Here is a 17,171-nt window from a genome sequence, read left to right as displayed (position 1 = left end):
ATGGCCGTCTCTCTCACTGGAACCAACCTGCACCTCGCGTTCGGCACCAACCAGGTGCTGCGCGGCGTCGACCTCCACGTCGACGCCGGCGACACCGTCACCGTCATCGGACCGTCCGGCTCCGGCAAGTCCACCCTGTTGCGGGTCCTCAATCGGCTGCACGAACCCGACCAGGGCGACGTCCTCCTCGACGGCAAGTCCGTGCTGCAGGACAACCCCGACAAGCTGCGGCAGCGCATCGGCATGGTGTTCCAGCACTTCAACCTGTTCCCGCACAAGACCGTCGTCGACAACATCGCCCTCGGCCCCCGCAAGCTCAAGGGCATGTCGAAGGACGAGGCGCGGTCGCTGGCGCTCGAGCAACTCGAACTCGTCGGCCTCGCCAACAAGGCCGACTCACGGCCCGGCAACCTGTCCGGCGGGCAGCAGCAGCGCGTCGCGATCGCCCGCGCCCTCGCGATGAAACCCGAAGTGATGTTCTTCGACGAGGCCACGTCGGCGCTCGACCCCGAACTGGTGAAAGGCGTGCTCGCCCTGATGGCCGACCTCGCCAAGGGTGGCATGACGATGGTCGTCGTCACCCACGAGATGGGCTTCGCCCGCGAAGTGTCCGACACCGTGCTGTTCATGGACCACGGCGCCGTCGTCGAGACCGGCACACCGGACCAGTTGTTCGACAAGCCCGAAACCGAACGGCTGCAGCAGTTCCTGTCGCAGGTGCTGTAGAGGCCGCTCCGCGGCTCGTGCGCCTTTTTGGTAGCTGGAACAACCAGAAAGGCGCACGGGCGCGAAGCGCCTACCGCGTCATCGCCCGGATCCGCCTGGCCGCGACGGAGATCAGCGCCAGGGTGGGTGCGGTGGCGACCTCCGACTCGATCTCGGTGAGCAGTGCCCGCGCGCGGGCGAGCCGGGCGGCGTTGTGCTGCTCCCACTGGTCGACCTTGTCGGCCGCGTCGTCGCCGGGTTCGCTGACGGACAGCGCGTCGAGGGTGATGGCGCGCAGCGAACTGTAGAGGTCGTCGCGCAGGGCGAGGCGGGCGAGGGCGTGCCACCGGTCCAGCCGTGGCAGGGCGGTGACGGCGGTCAGCGCGGTGTTGATGTGCAGGTGCGCCGACAGCGCGAAATACAGTTCGGCGACGTCCTCCGCGCGGTGCTGGGAGATCTCCGCGATGTCCACGATGTCGAGGAGGCAGTACGTGTGCAGGAGATCCGCGACGTCGGCGGCGATCCCGGCGTCCGCACCCCGCGACGTCAGGGCCTCGGTACGGCCCTCGACCGCGGTGATCTCGTCGCCCTGCAACCATTCCCGCACGCGGGGTCCGAGTTCGCGGACCACCGGCCGGTAGCGGGCGATGGTGGCCTCGAGCGGCAGCGGTTGCGGCCGGTGCGTGGTCAGCCACCGCGACGCCCGGTCGATCAGCCGCTGGGTCTGCACGGTCAGCGCGTTCGTCCCGGACGCCGGGGTCGTCTCGGCCGCCGCCCGGATCCGCCCGAAAGTCGCTCCGAGGCCGAAGATCTCGGTGACGGCGGTGAAGGCGTTCACCGCCTCCGCCGAGTCGGCGCCGGTCTCCTCCCGCAGCCGGAAGGCGAACGTCATCCCCGCACGGTCGACCATGTCGTTGACGACCGACGTGGTGACGATCTCCCGGCGCAGCGGGTGCACGGCGACCGTGTGCGCGTACTCGCGGCCGAGCCGCGGCGGGAAGTAGTCGTGGAGCCGCCCGGCGTAGACCTTGTTGTCGGGGAGCGTCGTGCCCGACACCTCGCTCTTGATGAACCGCTTGACCTGCGCGGTGAGCTGCGCCAGTTCCGGGCTGGTCAGGCCCTTCTGCTCGCGTTCGAGGGCGCCGAACTGCGCGGACGTGGGGAGCACGTCGATGGCGCGGTCCACGTGGCCGCGCCGTTCCAGGTCGTCGACCATGCGGGAGTGGAAGCTGACGAGCGTCGCCGCCTGCGCCCGGTTGAGGCTCATCATCTCGTTCTGGCTGCGGTTGTCGGCGAGGACGAGCCGGCTGACGTCTTCGGTCATGTCGGACAGCAGTTCTCGGCGGTCCTGCGCGGTGAGCGTGTTGTCGGCGGTGGCACCTGCGAGGGCGATCTTGATGTTGACCTCGTGGTCGGAGCAGTCGACACCGGCGGAGTTGTCGAGTGCGTCGGTGTTGATGCGACCGCCGTTGCGCGCGTACTCGATCCGGCCGAGCTGGGTGAGGCCGAGGTTGCCACCCTCGCCGACCACCCGGGCCCGCAGCGCGGACGCGTCGAGCCGGACGGCGTCGTTCGACTTGTCGCCGGCGTCCGCGTGACTTTCCGACGTGGCCTTCACATACGTGCCGACGCCGCCGTTCCACAGCAGGTCCGCGGGCGCACCGAGGACGGCGCGGACGAGTTCGACGGTGGTGAGCGCCCGATCCGTTTCGATCCCCAGCGCGCACCGCGCCTGCGGTGTGAGGCGAACCGACTTCGCCGCACGGTCGACGATCATCGCGCCCTCGCTGAGGACCGCCCGGTCGTAGTCCTTCCAGCTGGACCTGCCGAGGCCGAAGAGCCGCGCCCGCTCGTCCCAGGACGTCTGCGGGTCGGGATCGGGGTCGATGAAGACGTGCCGGTGGTCGAACGCCGCGACGAGGCGGATGTGCGGGCTGAGCAGCATCCCGTTGCCGAACACGTCGCCGCTCATGTCGCCGATGCCGACGACGGTGAAGTCGTCGGTGCGGGTGTCGACACCCATCTCACGGAAGTGCTGCACGACGCTCTCCCACGCGCCGCGGGCGGTGATGCCCATCGCCTTGTGGTCGTAGCCGACGGACCCGCCGGACGCGAATCCGTCGCCGAGCCAGTACCCGCGCGCGAGTGCGACGGCGTTGGCGACGTCCGAGAACGCCGCGGTCCCCTTGTCCGCGGCGACCACGAGGTAGGTGTCGTCGCCGTCGCGGCGGACGATGCCGTCCGGCGCGATGACGTGCCGGGTCGCGATGTCGAGGTTGTCCGTCATGTCGAGGAGGCTCGAGATGAATTCGCGGTAGCAGGAGATTCCGGCCGCCAGCATCGCCTCCCGGTCGGCGGCGGCGTCGCCGGTCGGCGCGGGCGGGTTCTTGACGACGAAGCCGCCCTTCGCCCCTGCGGGGACGATGACGGCGTTCTTGACCGCCTGCGCCTTCACGAGTCCGAGGATCTCGGTGCGGAAGTCGTCGCGCCGATCGGACCACCGGAGGCCGCCGCGGGCGACGTCGTCGAACCGCAGGTGCACACCCTCCATCTGCGGCGAGTACACGTAGGCCTCGTATTTCGGCCGGGGCAGCGGCAATTCGTCGATCGACGCGGAGTCGAACTTGAACGCGAGGGCGCGCCCGGGCCGGGGGTCGTCGGCGTAGTAGGTCGTGCGGGTGGTGGCGCGGATCAGCGACAGCAGGGCCCGCAGAATTCGGTCGGCGTCGATTCCGGCGACGGCGTCGATCGCGGCCGAGATGCGCTCGTCGAGCGCGGTTTCCGCTGCGGCGTCCCGGTCGAGGGCCGGGTCGAGCCGGAGCGCGTGGAACTCGACGAGCAGTTGGGTGATGCCGGTGTTGCCCAGCAGGACTCGTTCGACGTTGCTGCGGCTGTACGGGAGCCCCGCCTGACGCAGGTACGCGACGTACGCCCGAAGAACCGTCACCTGACGCCAGCCGAGCCCGGCGTGCAGGACGAGCGCGTTGAACCCGTCGACCTCGGTCTCACCCGTCCACGCCGCGCGGAACGCGTCCGCGATCCGGCCGTCCCGCGTCGCCCCGTGGCCGTCCGTGACAGCCGGCAGGTCGACGGTCAGGTTGTAGATCCAGGCGCGACTGCCGTCCGGCCGGGTCAGCGCGGCCGGACGCTCGTCGAGGGCGTTGACGCCCAGGCTGGACAGGATCGGCAGAACCTCGTTGAGCGGTGCGGGTTTCCCGACGGCGTAGATCTTGAGGTTCTCGTACGGCGCGGACGCCTCGGTGGTGGTGAACGTCAGCGCCACACTGTCGACGTCGAGCCGTTCCACCTCGGCGACGTCGCGGATCGCCTGTGCCGGATCGGTTTCGGTGGCGTAGCTGATCGGCAGCGCGGACGCGTAGTGGCGTGCGACCGCGGTGCCCTGACGGTGCGGTTCCGCGAGCAGCGTGGTGCGCCACGACTCGTGGGACCAGGGTGTGTCGAGTTCCGTGCCGATGCTGTTCATGGCGATGGGGTGATCTCCTGTAGTGGGATCGGCGCGAAGCCGATCACGCAGTGGTGAAGCGAATCAATTGGCCTGGGCGGGCCTGGGCGATCCGGTCGATGTCCTCGTCGACGACGACGCCGATGACGGGGTAACCGCCGGAGATGGGATGGTCCGCGAGGAACACGACGGGCTGCCCGCTCGGCGGAACCTGGATGGATCCGAGTGCGACGCCCTCGGTGGGGAGTTCGGCCTCGGACGTCCGCTGCAGGGTGGGTGCGCCGGCGTGCCGGTTCAGGCGGGCGCCGATGCGGTCGGTGTCCGGGGAGACCGCCCACGCACCGGTGGTCAGTGCGTCCGGGTTGGTGAACCAGTCGTCGCGGGGGCCGCCGATGACGCGCACCGACAGCGGTCCCGGGTCCATCGCGGCGAGGGGTGCGACGTCGACGTTGGGGAAGTTCCTCGTCCACGTGCCGACGGGCAGAATGTCGTTGGGCTTCAACGCTTCCGGGCCGATCCCGGAGAGGGTGTCGGTGCTGCGGGAGCCGAGCACGTCCGACACCGCGAGGCCACCGCGCACCCCCACGTAGCTGCGCAGCCCGACCTGCGCGTACTGCAACCGCAGCGTCTGCCCCGGCTCCATCACGATGACGCTCGCGTGACCCATCGGGATGCCGTCGAGCAGCGCCGCGGCGGGTGCACCGGTGACGGCGACGGTCGTCACAGCCCGTGCACGCAGGGCGAGCCCGCCCATCAGCACCTCGATGCACGCGCCGTTCTCGTCGTTGCCGACCAGCCGATTCGCGAGTCTCGCGGACCCGCGGTCGGCGGCGCCGGACACGCCGACACCCGAACTCAGGTAGCCGGGGCGGCCGAGGTCCTGGATCAGGCTGAGCGGACCCGTTTCAAGCACTTCGAGTTCACTCACAGCGTTTCCTCGTCGACGAATCGGACGCGACGTCCCGGCTGCAGCAGCGCCGGGGGTTGCGCGTCGAGGTTCCACATCGGGGAGTCCGTGGTTCCGATGATCTGCCATCCGCCGGGTGAGGACCGCGGATACACGGCGCCGTAGCCGCCGGCGAGGGCCACGGACCCGGCGGGCACCACGGTGCGGGACTGCGCGCGCCGGGGCACGGTGAGCCGGTCGTCGCCGCAACTCAGGTAGGCGAAACCCGGTGCGAATCCGATGAATACACAGCGCCAGGTGGCCGCGGTGTGGGCGGCGATCACGTCGTCGCGGCTCATCCGCAGAAGGTCGGCGACGTCGGCGAGATCGGCGCCGTCGTAGCGGACCGGGATGGTGACCGGTTCCGATTCGGGGACGCCGGTGTGGTCGTGCGCCTCGAGGTCGACGGTCAACGTCCGCAGGGCGCGGCGCACCTCGTCGAGGTCGGTCCGCGGTGTGGTGGTGACGAGCACCGTGCGCGCCGCGGGCAGCACGTCCTCCATGCCGGGAACCGGCGTCCGGCGCAGGCGTTCGGTCAGCGACACGACCAGGGGTTCCGAGTCGAGTTCGACGAGCAGGGCCCGATCGCCTGCCGGGAGGATCCGGGTGGGGGTGGTCATGTGAAGGATCCGAGCGTGACGTCGGCACTCTCCAGGGCGTGACGGACCCGGCGCGCGGTGTGCACGGATCCGGGCGTGTCGCCGTGCACGCAGATGCTGCGCACCGCCACCGCGACGTCGTCCCCGTCGATCGATTCCACCGTTCCGGTCGACACCATCCGCACGGCCTGGGCGGCGGCGACGTCGGGATCGTCGATGACGGCGCCGGGCACCGAGCGCGGGGTCAGCGTGCCCGCGGCGGTGTAGCGGCGGTCGGCGAACCCTTCGGCGACGAACTCGATGCCGTGCGCCTCCGCGGCCCGCTGCAACTGCGATCCGGGTGGTCCCATCAGCGTGAGCGGCTCGGCGAACTCGTCGATGGCCGACGCGACCGCATCGGCCCGCTCGAAGTCGAGTGCCGCGGAATTGTAGAGCGCACCATGCGGTTTGACGTACGTCACCGAGGATCCGGCGGCGCGGGCGAACCCGGCGAGCGCACCGATCTGGTACAGCGTCTCGTCGCGCAGATCCGCGGGCGACACCGCCAGTTCCCGCCGGCCGAATCCGGCCAGATCCCGGAACCCCACGTGCGCCCCGATCGCGACGCCTCGCCCGGCCGCGCTCTCGCAGGCCTTGCGGATGATCATCGGATCGCCCGCGTGAAACCCGCACGCGATGTTCGCGCTGGTGATGACGTCGAGGAGGGCCTCGTCGTCGGCCAGCGTCCACTGCCCGAAGCCCTCGCCGAGGTCGCAGTTCAGGTCAACGCGCATCGGGGACCTCCAGGACGTACTCGCTGTCCGGGGTGTCGGTGATCAGCATGTACCCGGGTGCGTGGGTGATCGCGAACGGCAACCGGGACGCCATCACCGCCGCCTGCGGGGTGACCCCACAGGCCCAGAACATCGGGACGTCGCCGGGCTCGAAGTTCACCGGATCGCCGAAGTCGGGGGCCGCGAGATCGGCGATTCCGAGTTCCGCGGGATCACCGACGTGCACGGGCCCGCCGTGGACGGCGGGCATCCGCGCCGAGATCGCCGCCGCGAGCGCCACCTGGTGTTCGGGGACGGGTCGCATCGACACGACCATCGGTCCGCTGACCCGCCCGGCGGGCCTGCACTCGCGGTCGGTGACGTACATCGGGACGTTGCTGCCCTGCTCGACGTGCCGGAGCGGCACCCCGGCCGCGGCCACCGGGTGCTCGAACGTGAAGCTGCACCCGATGTGGAACGCGACGAGGTCGTCGCGCCACAGCGAGGACACGTCCGTGGTCTCGTCCGCGAGTTCGCCGTCCTTCCACACCCGGTACAGAGGCAGGTCCGTGGTGATATCGGCGCCGGGGGCGAGCATCGTCGTCCGGGAGCCGGGGTCGCCGACGTCGAGGACGGGGCACGGCTTCGGGTTGCGCTGGGTGAACAGCAGCACGTCGTACGCCCAGTCCTGCGGGACGGCGATGAGATTCGTCTGCGCGAATCCGGGCGCCAGACCGGCGGTCGGAGTGACGCGTCCCGAGCGGAACGCGGAGCGGAGGTCGGTCGGCGAGTCAGGCAAGTTCGCTCCCGCGGGTCTCGGGGAGGAAGAACAGGGCGAACACGGCGATGGCGTAGCCGAGCGCGCCGAAGATCATCGCGCCGCCGATACCCAGCTGAGTGGCGGCCAGGAAACCGACGACGGCGGGGAACACGGCGCCGACCGCGCGGCCGAAGTTGTACGTGAAGCCCTGGCCGGTGCCGCGGGACTGCGTCGGGTACAGCTCGGACAGGAACGATCCGAATCCGCTGAAGATCGCCGACGTGCAGAAGCCGAGCGGGAAGCCCAGGATCAGGATCAGCGTATTCGCGCCCTCGGGCACCTGGGTGTAGCCGACCATGAAGATCGCCGACAGGAACGCGAACAACTGCATGGTCCGCTTGCGGCCCAGCTTGTCGGTGAGGATGCCACCGCTGACGTAGCCGAGGAACGCGCCGGAGATGAGGATGGCCAGGTAGCCGCCGGTGCCGACGACGTCGAGTCCGCGGGAGGTCTTGAGGAACGTCGGCAGCCAGGACGCCAGCGTGTAGTAGCCGCCCTGCACACCGGTGGCGAGCAGCGACGCGAACACCGTGGTGCGGAGCAGCCCGCCGCGGAAGATGGCGGCGAACGAGCCCGTCTGCTTGCCCGCGGACTCGCGGCGCTCCGTGACGACCTCGGGGTCCTTCAGATTCCGGCGAACCCAGATGATGAGGAAGGCGGGCAGCACACCGGTGAAGAACAGCACGCGCCACGCGACGTCGGGACTGAACAGCTGGAAGACGACGGTGTAGACGATCACGGCCAGCGCCCAGCCGACGGCCCACGCGCTCTGCACGAAGGCGACGGCCCGGCCGCGGTACTCGGCGCGGGCGTATTCGGCGACGAGGATCGCGCCTGCCGCCCACTCACCGCCGAAGCCGAGGCCCTGGAAGGCGCGGAAGATCAGCAGCGTCTCGAAGTTCTGCGCGAAACCGCACAGCACCGTGAAGATCGTGTACGTCGCGACGGTGACCTGCAGGGTGCGGACCCGGCCGATCTTGTCGACGAGGATGCCGGCGAGGGCGCCGCCGAGCGCGGACACCACCAGCGTCACCGTGGTCAGCAGGCCTGCCTGACCGGTGGTGAGGCCGAAGTAGGCGGCGATGGCCGCGAGGCCGAGCGGGAGGACCTGGAAGTCGTAGGAGTCGAGCCCGTATCCGCCGAACGCCCCGACGAACGCTCTTTTTCCCTTCGGCCCGAGGGTGCGGAACCAGTCGAAGGGGCGCGCCTGCGCGACCTCGGTCTGTGTATCTGTGGTCATGGCACCTCGCCTGAAGAAGGGATGTAACTGCTCGAAGAATCCGATGTAACTCCCATCACGGTACAAATCGTTCAACGATCCTGCAATACCTCGAGGGGATTGTTATCCTGGAAGAAATCGCGGAACCGAGCTGACAACTATGATTGCGGTCGAGATCGAAACCTGAGGAGTGGACTTGACCAGCTCGAATGCCCTTCGCGGCGATGCGCATTCCCGCCTGGCCGCTCACCGCGGCCTGCTCGAACGCACCAGCAGGACCACCCGGGTCGCGGGCATTCTGCGGGACGCCATCATCGACGGAACGTTCCAACCAGGGGCGCGACTGTCCGAACCCGACATCTGCGCCGCCCTCGACGTCTCCCGCAACACCGTCCGCGAGGCCTTCCAGATCCTGATCGAAGACCGACTCGTCGCGCACGAACTCAACCGCGGCGTCTTCGTCCGCGTACCCACCGCCGAGGACATCACCGAGCTCTACATCTGCCGGCGCGTCGTCGAATGCGCCGGCGTCAACGGATTCGACCCCGAGACCGGCGACCTGTCCGGCGTCGCCGAGGCCCTGAACCTGGCTGACGAGCGGTTCGCCGTCGAGGACTGGACCGGCGTCGGCACCGCCGACATCTACTTCCACAGCGCCCTCGCGAGCCTCAACAACAGCAACCGCATCGACGAACTCATGCGCAGTGTCTGGAACGAGGCGCGGCTCGTCTTCCACGTCATGGACGACGCCCACCGCTTCCACGGGCCCTACCTCACCCGCAACCACGAGATCTACGACGCCCTCGTCGCCGGCAACACCGAAGCCGCAGGTCAGCTGCTCAAGACCTACCTCGAAGACGCGGAGGCGCAGATCCTCGAGGCGTACTGAGGCACTCCGTGCTCGTGCGCCTTTTTGGTAGTTGGCGCAACCAGAAAGGCGCACGGGCGCGAAGCGCCTAGCGGATCAGCCCGTAGAACCCCTCGATGTGCTCCCGCACCAGGCCGGCGGCCTCGGCGCCGCGTCCGCCGCGGAGGGCGGCGACGATGCCGCGGTGCTCGCAGCGGAGGTGGGTCGCGACCGCGGGCCAGTCGTCGAGCAGTGGAACCGCCTGGATGACGTAGCCGTGGATGGAGTCGCGGAGCGAGACCATCATCGCCTCGACGAGGACGTTGCCTGCGAGTCCGGCCATCGCGACGTGCAGGTCGGCGTCGAGGCGGTGGAACGCCTCCGGGGACAGGTCCTCGTCGTCCATCGCGTCGAGCAGCGCGTCGATGGCCGAGAAGTCGAGGTCACCGGACTGCCCGGCGGCCTCCTGCACCGCCCACGACTCGAGCAGCGTGCGCGTCTGGACGACGTCGCGGATCGGCAGGGTGCGCGTCGCCATGTGCAGTCGCAGGGCCGCGCCGATAGACGCGGCCGGGTCGGCGGCGACGATCGCGCCCGCGTCCGGCCCGGAGCCGACGGCGGTGCGGACGATGCCCATCGCCTCGAGCACCCGCATGGCCTCGCGGACGGACGAGCGTCCGACGCCCAGTTCCTCGGCGAGTGCGCGCTCGGCCGGCAGACGACCCCCGACGGTGAGTTTGCCGGCCACCAGATCCTGCTCGATGCGGTGCAGGACGACCTCGTGTGTGCGCACGACCGAAGTTTACCTGGTGTGGTCTGACCACAGTGCGCTACTGTGGTCAGACCACAGCCCAGCCCGGTTGGAGTACCCGATGAGAATCGCCCTGTTCGCCACCTGCCTGGCGGATGCCCTGTTCCCCGAATCCGCCACCGCCACGGTCCGCCTCCTCGAGCGGCTCGGCCACGAGGTCGTGTTCCCGCCGAAGCAGACGTGCTGCGGGCAGATGCACGTCAACACCGGCTACCAGGCCGAGGCGCTGCCGCTCGTGCGTCACCACGTCGAGGCGTTCGAGAGCGGACCGTCGTGGGACGTCGCGGTGGCCCCGTCCGGTTCGTGCGTCGGATCCGTCCGGCACCAGCACGCCATGGTCGCCCGCCGGTACGGGGACGAATCGCTCGCGACCCGCGCCGAGGACGTCGCGTCCCGGACGTACGAGCTGTCGGAACTGCTCGTCGACGTCCTCGGTGTCACCGATGTGGGCGCGTACTACCCGCACCGGGTGACGTACCACCCAACGTGCCACTCGCTGCGGATGCTGCGCGTCGCCGACAAACCGCTGCAACTGCTGCGCGCGGTGCGGGGAATGACCCTGATCGAGCTGCCCGCGGCCGAATCCTGTTGCGGCTTCGGCGGAACGTTCGCGCTGAAGAACTCCGAGACGTCGACCGCGATGCTCGCCGACAAGATGGGCAACGTCCTGAGCACCGGCGCCGAGGTGTGCAGCGCGGGCGACTCGTCCTGCCTGATGCACATCGGCGGCGGGTTGTCCCGGCTGCGCAGCGGGGTCCGCACCGTCCACCTCGCCGAGATCCTGGCGAGCACCGAGAAGATCGGGAGCAACGCATGACCACGTTCCTCGGCTCACCCACCTTCCACGCCGGCACCGGAAACATCCGGGGCACAGAATCTTTCCCCGACGCCGCCCGGAAGGCGCTCACCGACACCCAACTGCGTGCCAATCTCGGCGCCGCGACCACCACCATCCGCAACAAACGGATCGCCGCGGTCGCCGAGGTCGACGACTGGGAGGAACTGCGCCGGGCCGGCAGCGCCCTGAAGGCGGACGTGATGGCCCGGCTCCCCGAACTGCTCGTGCAGTTCGAGGAGAACGTCACCGCCCGCGGCGGCACCGTCCACTGGGCGCGCGACGCGGACGAGGCGAACCGGATCATCACCGACCTCGTCCGGGCCACCGGCTCCGACGAGGTGGTGAAGGTCAAATCGATGGCCACCCAGGAGACCGGCCTCAACGAACATCTCGAGGAGAACGGGATCGCGGCGATCGAAACCGACCTCGCCGAACTCATCGTCCAACTCGGCGACGACAAACCGAGCCACATCCTCGTTCCCGCCATCCACCGCAACCGCGCCGAAATCCGCGAGATCTTCCTGAACGCGATGCCGGGCGTCGACAAGGACATCACCGACGACCCCCGGGCGCTGGCGATGGCCGCGCGGGCACACCTGCGGCGAAAGTTCCTGTCCGCCAAGGTCGCGATCAGCGGCGCGAACTTCGGGGTCGCGGAGACCGGGACCCTCGCGGTGGTGGAGTCGGAGGGCAACGGACGCATGTGCCTGACCCTCCCCGACACGCTCATCACCCTCATGGGCATCGAGAAACTAGTCCCCACGTTCACCGACCTCGAGGTGTTCATGCAACTGCTGCCGCGGTCGTCCACCGCCGAGCGGATGAACCCCTACACCTCTATGTGGACCGGGGTTCATCCCGGCGACGGCCCGCAGAACTTCCACGTCGTCCTCCTCGACAACGGTCGCACCAACGTCCTCGCCGACGAGACCGGGCGGTCCGCGCTGCACTGCATCCGCTGCAGCGCCTGCCTGAACGTGTGCCCCGTGTACGAACGGGCGGGCGGGCACGCGTACGGGTCGGTCTACCCCGGGCCGATCGGCGCGATCCTCAGCCCGCAACTCACCGGGACCACCGGTCACGACGACCCGAACGCCTCACTGCCCTACGCGTCCACCCTGTGCGGCGCCTGCTTCGACGCCTGCCCGGTCCGCATCGACATCCCCAGCATCCTCGTGCACCTGCGCGCGGAACAGGTCGACTCCGAACGGCACGGACTGCCGGGCGGCCAGGACCTCGCCATGAAGGCCGCGGGCTTCGTGATGGGGTCGGAGAAACGGTTCGCCGCCGCCGAGACGGCGGCCAAGGTCGGCCGGGTGCTGGGCGGCCGGTCCGGACGCATCACGTCGCTGCCGTACCCGGCGTCGAAATGGACCGCGAGCCGCGACCTGCCCGCCCCACCGAAGGAAACGTTCCGACAATGGTGGGCCCGCACACACGAGGACACGACACGATGACCGCACGCGCAGAGATACTGTCCCGGATCCGGTCGGCACTCGCCGACGCACCGGTCCCCGAACCCGTTCCCCGCGACTACCACCGCGAGCCCGCGTCCGGCCCCGGCGACGTCGAGTTGTTCGCGCACACCGTCGACGACTACCGCGCACAGGTCCACCGCGCCGACACGAGCACCGTCGCCGAGATCGTCACCGGACTCATCGCGGAAGGGAAGCGGGCCGTCGTCCCACCGGACCTGCCGCAGTCGTGGCGGCCGCGCGGTGACGTCGTCGTCGACGGCGCACCCGCCGAACTGTCGACGCTCGAACTCGACGCCGTCGACGTGGTCGTCACCGGCTGCACCCTCGGGATCGCCGCCACCGGGACCATCGTGCTCGACGGCGGCGCAGGTCAGGGACGCCGGGCGCTGACTCTGGTCCCGGACCACCACATCTGCATCGTGCGCACCGACCAGATCGTCGACACCGTGCCACAGGCCTTCCAGACCCTCGACGCGACCGCACCGCTGACGTTCATCAGCGGTCCCAGCGCCACCAGTGACATCGAACTCAACCGCGTCGAAGGCGTGCACGGTCCCCGGACGCTGGACGTCGTGATCGTGCGCTGACGCGCCCGTGCGCCTTTCTGGTAGCTGGAACAACCAAAAAGGCTCACGGGGCGCGGAGCGCCAGATCGACGGTGGCGCGAACGATCTCCGGGCCGCCGAACATCACGTCGTCGTTGTGCCCCGCACCGGCCAGCACGACGGTGTCGACGTCGCCGGCCGCTTCGGCCACGCGGGCGCTCTGCTCCGGCGGGACGATCGTGTCCGCCGTCCCGTAGACCACGGTGACGGGCACGTCGATGCGAGCGATGAACTCGGCGACGGGAAAACGGTCGCGCAGCAGCAGCCCGACCGGCAGGAACGGGTAGTGCGCCCTGCCGACGGCGGCGAGGTCGACGAACGGGGACCGGAGCAACAGGCCCGCGGGCGGATACTCGGTCGCGAGTTCGGTCACGACGCCGGTTCCGAGGCTCTCCCCGAAGTAGAGCAGCCGCTCCGGCGGCACGCGACGCTCGTCGACGAGGTGCCGGCGAGCGGCCCGGACGTCGAGGGCCAGCCCCTCCTCGGTGGGGTGACCGGGGTTGCCGCCGTACCCGCGGTAGTCGAAGAGCAGCGTGGCGAAACCCGCGGCGGCGAGGTCGGAGGCGAGTAGCGCCCGGTCGGCCCGGTTGCCGGCGTTCCCGGCGGCCACGAGGACGGTCATGCGCGGCTCGCCGACCGCGGGCGGGACGTACCAGGCACCGAGTTCGAGGCCGTCCGACGTGGCCAGTGTGACGTCCTCCGCCCCGGCGATCAGCCGGCCTGCGGGTGGCACCGGGGTGGTGTCGGGGTAGTAGATCAGTTTTCGCTGCAGCACCCACGCGGCGCCGATCAGCAGGGCGGCCACCGCGGCCGCGATCAGCACGACCCGGATCATTGCCGAATCGGCGCGCCGGTCCACTCCAGCAACTCGGCCACGGGCAGGGTGTTGATCACATCCGACGGCTCGACTCCGCGTTCGGCGGCGCGCTCGCACGCGTAGCCCTGCCAGGCGAGGTGCCCGGTGGTGTGCGCGTCGGTGTCGATGGAGAACTTGCAGCCGCTGTTCAGTGCGAGGTCGATCAGCCGTCCCGGCGGGTCGCGACGCTCGGGGCGGGAGTTGATCTCCACCGCGGTGCCGTACTCCCGGCACGCGTCGAACACGCGTTCCGCGTCGAACTTCGATTCGGGCCGCGGTCCCCGGACCCCCTCGACGAGCCGGCCGGTGCAGTGCCCGAGCACGTCGACGTGCGGGGACTTGACCGCCTGCAGCATCCGCTTGGTCGTCGTCGCCCGGTCGGTGTCCAGGTGCGAGTGCACGCTCGCGACCACGATGTCCAGTTCGGCGAGCAGGTCGTCGTCCTGGTCGAGGGAGCCGTCGTCGAGGATGTCGACCTCGATGCCGGTGAGCACCCGGAACGGCGCCAGCTCGACGTTCAGTTCGGCGACCAGATTCAATTGGACGAGCAGTTGCTCCGAAGACAGCCCGTTCGCGACCGTCAACCGCGGCGAGTGGTCGGTGATCGCGCAGTAGTCGTGCCCCAGCGCGGCCGCGCGCCGCATCATTTCCCGGAGCTGGCACCGGCCGTCCGACCAATCCGAATGGGTGTGCAGGTCGCCGCGGAGGGCCTCGAGCAGCTCCTTTCCGCCCAGCCCGATCGGCTCCGCGGAACCACGCAGATACGTCAGGTACAGCGGCACCGCATCGGCGCACTCACGGATGATCGCGGCCGCCTCGGGACCGATGTCGGGCAGATATACCCAGCCGTTCGCCGCCAGGGCTTCCCGCTCCTCGACGGTCGAGAACTCGAGCACATCGGCCGCCCGTCGGAAGGCACCGATCCTGGGTCCCTCGTCGCGCGAACGCTCGAGCCAGAACGCAATTTCCCGCAGCGCATCGACGGCGTCCATCTATCCATCGTGCACGCCGTCCGGGCTGCTGGCTAGACGTAAATCACTCCAGACTTAGGGTCGCCTCGTTGTCCGCGCGTTCACACATACGTTCCCTTTCCCTCGCTTGCAACTTCTACGGTGCCGGAGTTGTCCGCATTCGAATCGGGAGCCACGGTGAGATTGAAACCCCTCGCACTGTTCGTCAACCATGACGGCGCGTCCTCGCGCGCTTCCGTCACCTGCCAGTACAAATGCGGAAACGCGTGCACCCACGACGTGCCCAACACCTCGCACGGCGAGTATTTCCGCGACATCGCCCGCACCGCCCTGTCAAGGCGCGGAATGCTGCGCGGGACGGGGATGGCCGTCCTCGCCGTCGGCGCGGGCAGCGCGCTGGTGGCCTGCTCCGACGACTCCGGCAGCGGAAGCGCCTCCGGCACGGTCGGTTCGGACGGTGTCACCCCGGCGGGAACGAACTTCGGCGCCGTCGCCCCCAACACCGAGGACGCCGTCGTCGTCCCCGAGGGGTACGAGCAGGCCGTCGTGATCCGCTGGGGCGACCCCGTGCTGCCCGGGGCCCCCGCGTTCGACTTCGACAACCAGACCGCCCAGGCGCAGGCGCAACAGTTCGGGTTCAACAACGACTTCGCCGGACTGCTGCCGGTCGAGGGGCAGCCGAACACCTTCCTGCTGGTGGTCAACCACGAGTACACCACCGAGCCGTTCATGTTCAAGGGATACGACGCCGAGAACCCGTCACCGGAGCAGTTCCAGACGGCGCTCGCCGCCCACGGACTGTCCGTGGTGCAGGTGAAGGGTGAATCCGGCTCGGGCGCGCTCACTCCCGACTTCGGGCCGTACAACCGGCGCATCACGGCGACGATGGAATTCGTCGTCACCGGCCCCGCCGCGGGCAGCGACTTCCTGAAGACGTCCGCGGACCCGACGGGCACGAAGGTGCTGGGCACGCTCAACAACTGTTCCGGTGGCGTCACCCCGTGGGGCACGGTGTTGTCGGGCGAGGAGAACTTCAACCAGTACTTCGCGAACGCCGAACTGGTCACCGACCCCGCCGTCGCCGCGCGGCTGAAGCGGTACGGCGTGGAAGGCGCTGCGTCCGAACGTAAGTGGGAGCGTTTCGACAAGCGTTTCGACCTCGCCCAGGAGCCGAACGAGGTCAACCGCTTCGGCTGGGTCGTCGAGGTCGACCCGTGGGACGCGACGTCCGCACCCGTCAAGCACACGGCGCTGGGCCGGTTCAAGCACGAGGCCGCCACCATCCACGTCACCGACGACGGCACGGTGGTGGCGTACAGCGGCGACGACGAACGCTTCGACTACATGTACAAGTTCGTCTCCAGCCGGAAGATGATGGACGGCAACAGCCAGGCCGCCGTCCGCAACAACATGACGCTGCTCGACGCGGGCACGCTGTACGTCGCGAAGTTCGCCGGCAACTCCGCCGACCAGATCGACGGGTCGGGGACACTGCCGGCGAGCGGCACGTTCGACGGCACCGGTGAGTGGATCCCGCTGCTGCGCACCGGTGAGGACGGCCGCGGCGAGTCGCTCGTCGACGGCATGAGCGCCGAGGAGGTGGCGGTGTTCACCCGGCAGGCCGGCGACAAGGTCGGTGCCACCAAGATGGACCGCCCCGAGGACTTCGAACCCAGCCCGACCACCGGCAAGGTGTACGTGGCGCTGACCAACAACAGCAAGCGCGGCATCGACGGCGCGGCGGCGGCCGACGAGGCCAACCCGCGGAACAACAACAAGAACGGCCAGGTCCTCGAACTCACCGACGACCACGCCGGCACCGCGTTCACCTGGAATCTGCTGCTCGTGTGCGGCGACCCGACGGCCGCCGACACCTACTTCGGCGGCTTCGACAAGGAGAGCGTCAGCCCGATCTCCTGCCCCGACAACCTGGCGTTCGACCCCCACGGCAACCTGTGGATTTCGACCGACGGCAACGCGCTGAAGTCGAACGACGGCCTGTTCAGCGTCGTCCTCGACGGCGCGAACCGAGGCGAGACCAAGCAGTTCCTCTCCGTGCCCAAGGGCGCCGAGACGTGCGGTCCGATCGTCAGCGCGGAGCGGGTCACGGTGTGCGTGCAGCACCCGGGTGAACTGGACGACGCGAGCGCCGACAATCCGGCGTCGCACTGGCCCGACGGCGGCGACACCCAGCCGCGTCCCGCCGTCGTGGCGGTGTGGAAGTCGGGCGGCCGGATCGGCGTCTGACAGGTGAGCGGCAA

At 69.5% G+C, this 17,171-nt stretch carries 15 protein-coding genes; 6 read left to right on the top strand and 9 right to left on the bottom strand.

The genetic code is table 11. From position 1 onward, the window contains the following. A complete protein-coding gene (locus MLGJGCBP_RS20925; protein WP_087560898.1) occupies positions 1-726 on the top strand; it encodes an amino acid ABC transporter ATP-binding protein in 726 nt (241 codons plus the stop codon). 70 nt (positions 727-796) lie between these two features. Here MLGJGCBP_RS20925 and MLGJGCBP_RS20920 read toward each other — a convergent pair whose 3' ends face one another. The 6 genes from MLGJGCBP_RS20920 to MLGJGCBP_RS20895 are packed head-to-tail and all read right to left on the bottom strand — an operon-like array spanning position 797 to position 8,591. After that, entirely contained in the window at positions 797-4,189 is a 3,393-nt protein-coding gene (locus tag MLGJGCBP_RS20920; protein WP_160097844.1) for an NAD-glutamate dehydrogenase domain-containing protein, read from the bottom strand. A 43-nt stretch (positions 4,190-4,232) separates the two neighbouring features. Continuing rightward, on the bottom strand, positions 4,233-5,096 hold the full coding sequence (locus tag MLGJGCBP_RS20915; protein WP_160097843.1) for a biotin-dependent carboxyltransferase family protein: 864 nt from the start codon (positions 5,094-5,096) through the stop codon (positions 4,233-4,235). Continuing rightward, entirely contained in the window at positions 5,093-5,734 is a 642-nt protein-coding gene (locus tag MLGJGCBP_RS20910; protein ID WP_160097842.1) for a 5-oxoprolinase subunit B family protein, read from the bottom strand. Before MLGJGCBP_RS20910 ends, MLGJGCBP_RS20915 begins: the two co-directional genes overlap by 4 nt. Beyond that, complete coding sequence (locus tag MLGJGCBP_RS20905) at positions 5,731-6,486, bottom strand: LamB/YcsF family protein (RefSeq protein WP_160097841.1); 756 nt, start codon at positions 6,484-6,486, stop codon at positions 5,731-5,733. The genes MLGJGCBP_RS20910 and MLGJGCBP_RS20905 overlap by 4 nt, the downstream gene beginning before the upstream one ends. After that, a complete protein-coding gene (locus tag MLGJGCBP_RS20900; RefSeq protein ID WP_087560893.1) occupies positions 6,476-7,264 on the bottom strand; it encodes a putative hydro-lyase in 789 nt (262 codons plus the stop codon). The genes MLGJGCBP_RS20905 and MLGJGCBP_RS20900 overlap by 11 nt, the downstream gene beginning before the upstream one ends. Continuing rightward, the gene (locus tag MLGJGCBP_RS20895; protein WP_268960763.1) at positions 7,257-8,591 is read right to left on the bottom strand and encodes an MFS transporter; all 1,335 of its coding nucleotides are present in this window, start codon (positions 8,589-8,591) and stop codon (positions 7,257-7,259) included. The genes MLGJGCBP_RS20900 and MLGJGCBP_RS20895 overlap by 8 nt, the downstream gene beginning before the upstream one ends. A 103-nt stretch (positions 8,592-8,694) precedes the next feature. Between MLGJGCBP_RS20895 and MLGJGCBP_RS20890 the strand changes: the two genes are divergently transcribed. Further along, the gene (locus MLGJGCBP_RS20890; RefSeq protein WP_087560892.1) at positions 8,695-9,393 is read left to right on the top strand and encodes a GntR family transcriptional regulator; all 699 of its coding nucleotides are present in this window, start codon (positions 8,695-8,697) and stop codon (positions 9,391-9,393) included. Positions 9,394-9,460: 67 nt separating this feature from the next. Here MLGJGCBP_RS20890 and MLGJGCBP_RS20885 read toward each other — a convergent pair whose 3' ends face one another. After that, positions 9,461-10,144, bottom strand: a complete 684-nt coding sequence (locus MLGJGCBP_RS20885) for a FadR/GntR family transcriptional regulator (protein WP_160097840.1) — start codon at positions 10,142-10,144, stop codon at positions 9,461-9,463. 79 nt (positions 10,145-10,223) lie between these two features. Between MLGJGCBP_RS20885 and MLGJGCBP_RS20880 the strand changes: the two genes are divergently transcribed. From MLGJGCBP_RS20880 to MLGJGCBP_RS20870, 3 genes are read left to right on the top strand one after another with little or no spacing between them, the layout of a single operon-like run. Next, positions 10,224-10,979: a (Fe-S)-binding protein gene (locus MLGJGCBP_RS20880; protein ID WP_087560890.1), complete on the top strand. Its 756-nt coding sequence runs from the start codon at positions 10,224-10,226 to the stop codon at positions 10,977-10,979. Beyond that, a complete protein-coding gene (locus MLGJGCBP_RS20875) occupies positions 10,976-12,457 on the top strand; it encodes a LutB/LldF family L-lactate oxidation iron-sulfur protein (RefSeq protein ID WP_160097839.1) in 1,482 nt (493 codons plus the stop codon). The genes MLGJGCBP_RS20880 and MLGJGCBP_RS20875 overlap by 4 nt, the downstream gene beginning before the upstream one ends. Continuing rightward, on the top strand, positions 12,454-13,065 hold the full coding sequence (locus tag MLGJGCBP_RS20870) for a LutC/YkgG family protein (RefSeq protein ID WP_160097838.1): 612 nt from the start codon (positions 12,454-12,456) through the stop codon (positions 13,063-13,065). The genes MLGJGCBP_RS20875 and MLGJGCBP_RS20870 overlap by 4 nt, the downstream gene beginning before the upstream one ends. Positions 13,066-13,108: 43 nt before the next feature. Here MLGJGCBP_RS20870 and MLGJGCBP_RS20865 read toward each other — a convergent pair whose 3' ends face one another. Together MLGJGCBP_RS20865 and MLGJGCBP_RS20860 are read right to left on the bottom strand one after the other, a co-directional pair. Next, on the bottom strand, positions 13,109-13,918 hold the full coding sequence (locus tag MLGJGCBP_RS20865) for an alpha/beta hydrolase (RefSeq protein WP_160097837.1): 810 nt from the start codon (positions 13,916-13,918) through the stop codon (positions 13,109-13,111). After that, on the bottom strand, positions 13,915-14,931 hold the full coding sequence (locus MLGJGCBP_RS20860) for a PHP domain-containing protein (RefSeq protein ID WP_087560887.1): 1,017 nt from the start codon (positions 14,929-14,931) through the stop codon (positions 13,915-13,917). Before MLGJGCBP_RS20860 ends, MLGJGCBP_RS20865 begins: the two co-directional genes overlap by 4 nt. 156 nt (positions 14,932-15,087) lie before the next feature. Here MLGJGCBP_RS20860 and MLGJGCBP_RS20855 point away from each other — a divergent pair, with 156 nt between their 5' ends. Beyond that, positions 15,088-17,157, top strand: a complete 2,070-nt coding sequence (locus MLGJGCBP_RS20855; protein WP_160097836.1) for a PhoX family protein — start codon at positions 15,088-15,090, stop codon at positions 17,155-17,157. The last annotated feature ends 14 nt before the right edge of the window (positions 17,158-17,171 follow it).

It is taken from the genome of Rhodococcus sp. T7 (assembly GCF_009872365.1).
In the GTDB taxonomy this organism is placed as follows: domain Bacteria; phylum Actinomycetota; class Actinomycetes; order Mycobacteriales; family Mycobacteriaceae; genus Rhodococcus_F.
The sequence above is the reverse complement of the archived record's forward strand: the minus strand, read 5'-3'. Positions and strand labels throughout refer to the sequence as shown.

Bases quoted from the DNA above. Each gene is read 5' to 3' on its own strand.
- MLGJGCBP_RS20860 (WP_087560887.1), bottom strand. From the start codon at position 14,931: ATGGACGCCGTCGATGCGCTGCGGGAAATTGCGTTCTGGCTCGAGCGT.
- MLGJGCBP_RS20920 (WP_160097844.1), bottom strand. From the start codon at position 4,189: ATGAACAGCATCGGCACGGAACTCGACACACCCTGGTCCCACGAGTCG.
- MLGJGCBP_RS20910 (WP_160097842.1), bottom strand. From the start codon at position 5,734: ATGACCACCCCCACCCGGATCCTCCCGGCAGGCGATCGGGCCCTGCTC.
- MLGJGCBP_RS20865 (WP_160097837.1), bottom strand. From the start codon at position 13,918: ATGATCCGGGTCGTGCTGATCGCGGCCGCGGTGGCCGCCCTGCTGATC.
- MLGJGCBP_RS20905 (WP_160097841.1), bottom strand. From the start codon at position 6,486: ATGCGCGTTGACCTGAACTGCGACCTCGGCGAGGGCTTCGGGCAGTGG.
- MLGJGCBP_RS20925 (WP_087560898.1), top strand. From the start codon at position 1: ATGGCCGTCTCTCTCACTGGAACCAACCTGCACCTCGCGTTCGGCACC.
- MLGJGCBP_RS20870 (WP_160097838.1), top strand. From the start codon at position 12,454: ATGACCGCACGCGCAGAGATACTGTCCCGGATCCGGTCGGCACTCGCC.
- MLGJGCBP_RS20880 (WP_087560890.1), top strand. From the start codon at position 10,224: ATGAGAATCGCCCTGTTCGCCACCTGCCTGGCGGATGCCCTGTTCCCC.
- MLGJGCBP_RS20875 (WP_160097839.1), top strand. From the start codon at position 10,976: ATGACCACGTTCCTCGGCTCACCCACCTTCCACGCCGGCACCGGAAAC.